Genomic DNA, 4,674 nt, shown 5'->3' on the forward strand with positions numbered 1-4,674 from the left:
TCCGCAGGCATCTGGCACAACTGGCAAACCGGCGTGACCAGCAAACGCTCACTCATCGCCTACGACCACTAACACCAACTTCACGGAATCAATCATCTAGTCCGAAGTGGTGGCTCACCGGCTTGCCACCGGCCATCATGATCACTTCGGCCGCGGTGGTCCACATCGCCGTCCGGGTCAGTTCCGGCAGCCGCCGCACCGACAAACGACGGTGGGCTCGGCGGGGGGCCGCTGGCAGCAGCAGGCCGCGCCTCGCCGGTCATGACCTTCAACGTCGCAGAAGCCTTTCAAGGTGTTTCGGCCGCTGTCCGAGCCGTGGCGCTGGCTGGCGGGCAAGTACGGGATCGCGGTTCAGGCGTCACTTCCGAGTTCGTAGTATTTCGTGGTATCGCCACTGATTCAAGGTCTACATAGCCTTGAATTTCGTATCCGCATATCGTCGGCTCTCACTTTTTGCAGTTGAGTTGATGGCGCGCGGCGGAATGCGCGGAGCCAGGGCGGGTGTCATACAGAGGACTGTATGACGGTGTTCGATCAGTGCCGCGCGTCTCTACCTCAATCAGTGCAGGTCAGAGTCACCCAGCGGCATCGCCGCTGACCACGGGTCGGGCTTCGTGGTAGCGACTTTTACCACGTTGATCTTCCAGAACCACGTCTATGCTGTTTCGAGCCAGCTCGGGAAGGCGCAGTCGAGCCTAGCTAGCAGACGGCGGCGTCGGCGCGCGTCTGCGGCAACCTGCTCCTGATGCGCCTGGGTGGTCGCGGCGGCGACCTGTTCCTGGTGGGCGAGTGTGTTCGCGGCGGTGCGTTCGGCCAGTTCGTGTGCCTTGTATTTGGCCAGCAGGTCGAGTGCTGGCGCCGGATGCTCAGCCAGGGCACGAGCACGCCGCCGACGCCGAGCATCAGCCACACCTCGCCGAACGCCGCCAGCAGCATCACCGAGATCCCGGCGCCGATCACCCAGCCTGGGATAGGCCGCAGCACCGGCTGCGCCTCACCCGACGCCGGCGTCTCCAGTGCCCCCTGCCGTCCGGGTCAGGTCCGGCAGCCGCCGGACCGACGGCGACGTCGTCGGCGGTTTCGGCGACGAGCTGGTGGCGGTCGAGGACTGCGGATCCTTGGTCATGAATTTCATTGACAGCGAACTCCGCATTTGGTTAGTTCGAATGCAGGAGGGGCGATCGCCAACGAAAGACCATTCGGCGTCTTTTGCGTTGCTGACCGAGGGGGGTTTTTTGTGCGCGCCGATCCAATGATTGCTGCGGAATTCGTGGACCAATCGCTCCGCGCTACCGGAAACCGCACGTCAAACCGGAACACGCGCCGCGCAGGATTTCCGGCGGGCGCATTCGCATCGGCGGCGCCGTGTACGGAATCGGCGCCGAGATAGCCGATCCGACCGGCGTCGTATGGACGCTGGTGAACCTGCTCGACGGCATGTGCACCCCGGCCGAGATCATCGCCCGCACCTTGGCGGAGCATCCGGAACGGGCCGCCGCCGACGTCGAATCCCTACTGGCTCAGCTGATCGACGCCGGCCACGTCGAGGACACCGACGTCGCCGAGACCGCACTCACCGCTCGTGAACAGGCGCGATACGACCGGAGCCGCCAGTTCTACCGCTGGGTCGATCCCAAGCCACGGGCCAGTCCCTGGGATGCACAGCTGGCTCTGCGGGCGGCGAGCGTCGCCGTCGTGGGGCTGGGTGGCGCCGGCGGTCAAGCCGCACTGGAACTTGCCGCGAGTGGTGTCGGTGCGCTGCACGTCATCGACTGCGACGACGTGGAATTGTCAAATCTGAACCGGCAGGTCTTGTATACCGAAGCCGACGTCGGCCGGGCCAAGACCGAGGCCGCGACGGATCGTCTGCGCGCGCTCAACTCCGATATCCGGGTCACGGCCCGGCGGCAGCGGATCACTGGTGTCGCGGGTTTCGCAGCCCTGGCCAGGGATTACGACGTCCTGGTGCTGTGCGCGGACAGCCCCGGCGAAATCCGGCTCTGGGCGAACCGAGCGTGCTTTTCCGCCGGAAAGCCGTGGATAAACAGCGGCTATCACGGACCACGCGCCGCAGTGTGCACGTACATCCCCGGTCGCGGCGCCTGTTACGAATGTTCCTGGCTTGCCGAACACGAACGCGAATCGGCACTTGGCGCGGAAACCCCGTATCGGACGACTCGAAAGCACTTCAACGCGGTCTGCGCACCCTCGGCCGCCCTGTGCGGTTCCTTGGCTGCGTACGCCGCCATCGGGCTGATCACCGGCGTCACCGATGCCATACCCGGGCGCATCCACGGCGTGAATCTCGTCGCGCCCGATACGCCTTATCTCATCGACGATCCGCCGCGCGCGGACTGCCCGGCCTGCCACGGCGCCGGCATCGAGACCCGCTGAAACACCGACTACGACTGGGAAGGAGGAACAGACGATGACGATCGAAATCCGCAAGCTGGACGTGGAGGAGACCCTGACCGTCAGCAACGACGGCAGTTGACCGGTCGACCGTCCCGGCGTCGCGCACGCCGGGGCGGCTTCTCCTTTACACCCACAGGGACCACAGGAAGCACATGAGCCAGATGAGCGCGACGGCCACCGCTCGCGAACCGCGTGCCCTGTCGGCCGTGCGCTGGTGCGCGGGCGTCGCGGCGCTGGGCGACGGCACGTTCCGGTCTGCGTCGCCGCTGCTCGCCGCAGCGCTGGACCCCGACCCCCGCGCGGTCGCGCTCGTCGCGATGGGCACCGCCGCGGGCTGGCTGACCGGACCGTGGTGTGGCGCGCTCATCGACCGCTTCCCCCGGCGAAGAATTCTGTTTTGGGCCAACGTCGTGCGAGGTGCCGCCGTCGGCGTCCTGCTGGCGCTGGTGGCCACCGGGCACGCCTCGATCGTGGTACTGACTGCGATCGCCTTTCTCATCACCACCGGAAACGTGCTTTCCGACGCCGCCGCGCAAGCCCTGCTCCCGTCTCTGGTGGGTACGGCCGTCGCCGAACTCGGACCGCAGAACGGCAAGCTCGCCATGGCCGAGACGACCGGACGGTCACTGCTCGGCCTGCCACTCGGCTCCGCGGCGTTCGCGCTGGGACGGCTCGTCCCGGTGGCGACGCATTTCCTCGCCTTCGCCGGGGCTGCCGCGCTGGCCACGTCGCTCCCCCGCGAACCGGCTCCCGCGAACCGGCCCGGATCGTTGCGCGCGGAGATCCTCGGCGGCTTGACATACCTCGTGCGCAACCGTCCACTGGTTGCGATGTGCGGCCTGGTCGCCGCATTCAACTTCGCCGACAACGTGGCCATGTCGATGTTCGTGCTCTACGCGGCCCAGCGACTCGGCGCCTCGCCCATCGCGTACGGCCTGTTGCTCACCGCGCTCGCCGTCGGCTCGGTGGCGGGCGGCTGGCTCGGTGGCCGTATCGCCGCGCGCGTCCGGTGGCCGTGGGTCCAGCTCGCCGCGATCCTGGCCCAGGGCGCGGCCTGGGCGGTCGTGGCGGGCACGACGTCGGCGTGGATAGCGGCGCCCGCCCTCCTGCTCATGGGGATGAGCTCGATCGTGGCCACGGTTTCCGTGGTGTCCGTTCGCCAGGCGACCGTACCGAACCATCTGCTCGGCCGTGTCATCGCCGGCTTCCGCGTGCTGGGCAACGGCGCGGCGCTGCTCGGCGCGCTCCTCGGCGGCGTACTCGCGGCGGGCCTTGGCGTCGCGGTCGTTCCCTGGTTCACCGTCGGCCTGTTCGGCGCGGTGGCGCTCCCGGTCGGCGGATATCTCGCTTGGCGTCGCCTGCGGAGCGGCCTGGACTTCTGAGACCAAGCCGCCGAAGGACGTCTTCAGCACCCTCTCCGGCTGCGTGCGACCGGCGGAGTTCCGGCCGCTGTTTCTACGCCGCAGCTGCGACGCCAGTAAGCGGCGCTTCCCGGGTGTAGGTGGCTTTCCGTTTGGTGCCCGAGGGACTCCAGCAGGCCGCGGTCAGGGCGTCGTTCTCAGTCCGGCGGACTGGTTTTCGAGTTGTCGACAAGGAACACCTCCGCGAACCGTGATCGGCTCATTCCCGCGCCAGCGGGTGCTGCCTGCCTTGCGCGGGGCGGCAGGATGGAGGGGTGACTTTCGACGACTCCGCCCAGCAGATCGCCCGGTTGTCCGCCCGCGTCGGCGACCTTGAACGGCGGGTGGATGATCACGATCGCCTCCATCGTCAGCACCGCGGCGACATTGACGATCTCTACGAACTGCAGCCACCGTCTCCGCAGGTGCGTTCGACGGCACCTACCACCGAGTGGACCAAGCCGTCATTCCCGTCAGGGTCTTATCTGCGGTGCCCATGGTGCTGGCACTGCGCTCCTGTCGTTGAGGTGTTCTACCGGCAGATGGCCGAGGGGCGGGCTTCGGCGTGTCCCGAATGCAGCCACCCGGTGGACATGTCAACCGTGGTTCGGCTGCGCGAGAGGTTCAAGAAGTACGACGAGCGGATGCGGGCGCTGCGCCAGCAGCATGACGACGCCGACGATGCTGAGGGTAGTCGGGGATCTGGCGGCTGATCGCGCGGGTGACCTCAGCGTCGTCAGTCTGGAAGCCGCTCCACTAGTGTCCTGCGCCGGAAATCCGTCGACAAAATCGGGCGAGTGACTCGAGGATCTCTTCGGCGGTTTTGGTCCAGAGGAATGGCCGGGGATGGGTGTTCCAG

The 4,674-nt window shown here is 67.2% G+C and carries 5 protein-coding genes; 3 read left to right on the top strand and 2 right to left on the bottom strand.

Features of this window, described 5'->3' with window-relative positions; genetic code table 11:
* Nucleotides 1-699: 699 nt before the first annotated feature.
* Together ACFOSH_RS42070 and ACFOSH_RS42075 are read right to left on the bottom strand one after the other, a co-directional pair.
* Nucleotides 700-984, bottom strand: a complete 285-nt coding sequence (locus tag ACFOSH_RS42070) for a hypothetical protein (protein WP_378247070.1) — start codon at nucleotides 982-984, stop codon at nucleotides 700-702.
* Between the two features lie 10 nt (nucleotides 985-994).
* Nucleotides 995-1,126 (bottom strand): hypothetical protein, encoded by a 132-nt coding sequence (locus tag ACFOSH_RS42075; RefSeq protein ID WP_378247072.1) that lies wholly within the window; start codon nucleotides 1,124-1,126, stop codon nucleotides 995-997.
* Between the two features lie 239 nt (nucleotides 1,127-1,365).
* Between ACFOSH_RS42075 and ACFOSH_RS42080 the strand changes: the two genes are divergently transcribed.
* From ACFOSH_RS42080 to ACFOSH_RS42090, 3 genes are all read left to right on the top strand, one after another.
* Nucleotides 1,366-2,394, top strand: coding sequence for a ThiF family adenylyltransferase (locus ACFOSH_RS42080; RefSeq protein WP_378247074.1), 1,029 nt, complete (start codon nucleotides 1,366-1,368; stop codon nucleotides 2,392-2,394).
* Between the two features lie 173 nt (nucleotides 2,395-2,567).
* Nucleotides 2,568-3,797 (top strand): MFS transporter, encoded by a 1,230-nt coding sequence (locus ACFOSH_RS42085; RefSeq protein WP_378247076.1) that lies wholly within the window; start codon nucleotides 2,568-2,570, stop codon nucleotides 3,795-3,797.
* Between the two features lie 293 nt (nucleotides 3,798-4,090).
* Nucleotides 4,091-4,528 (top strand): hypothetical protein, encoded by a 438-nt coding sequence (locus ACFOSH_RS42090; protein ID WP_378247078.1) that lies wholly within the window; start codon nucleotides 4,091-4,093, stop codon nucleotides 4,526-4,528.
* Nucleotides 4,529-4,674 lie beyond the last annotated feature (146 nt).

The organism is Amycolatopsis speibonae (assembly GCF_042647925.1).
Lineage (GTDB): Bacteria > Actinomycetota > Actinomycetes > Mycobacteriales > Pseudonocardiaceae > Amycolatopsis > Amycolatopsis speibonae.

Bases quoted from the DNA above. Each gene is read 5' to 3' on its own strand.
- ACFOSH_RS42075 (WP_378247072.1), bottom strand. From the start codon at position 1,126: ATGACCAAGGATCCGCAGTCCTCGACCGCCACCAGCTCGTCGCCGAAA.
- ACFOSH_RS42085 (WP_378247076.1), top strand. From the start codon at position 2,568: ATGAGCCAGATGAGCGCGACGGCCACCGCTCGCGAACCGCGTGCCCTG.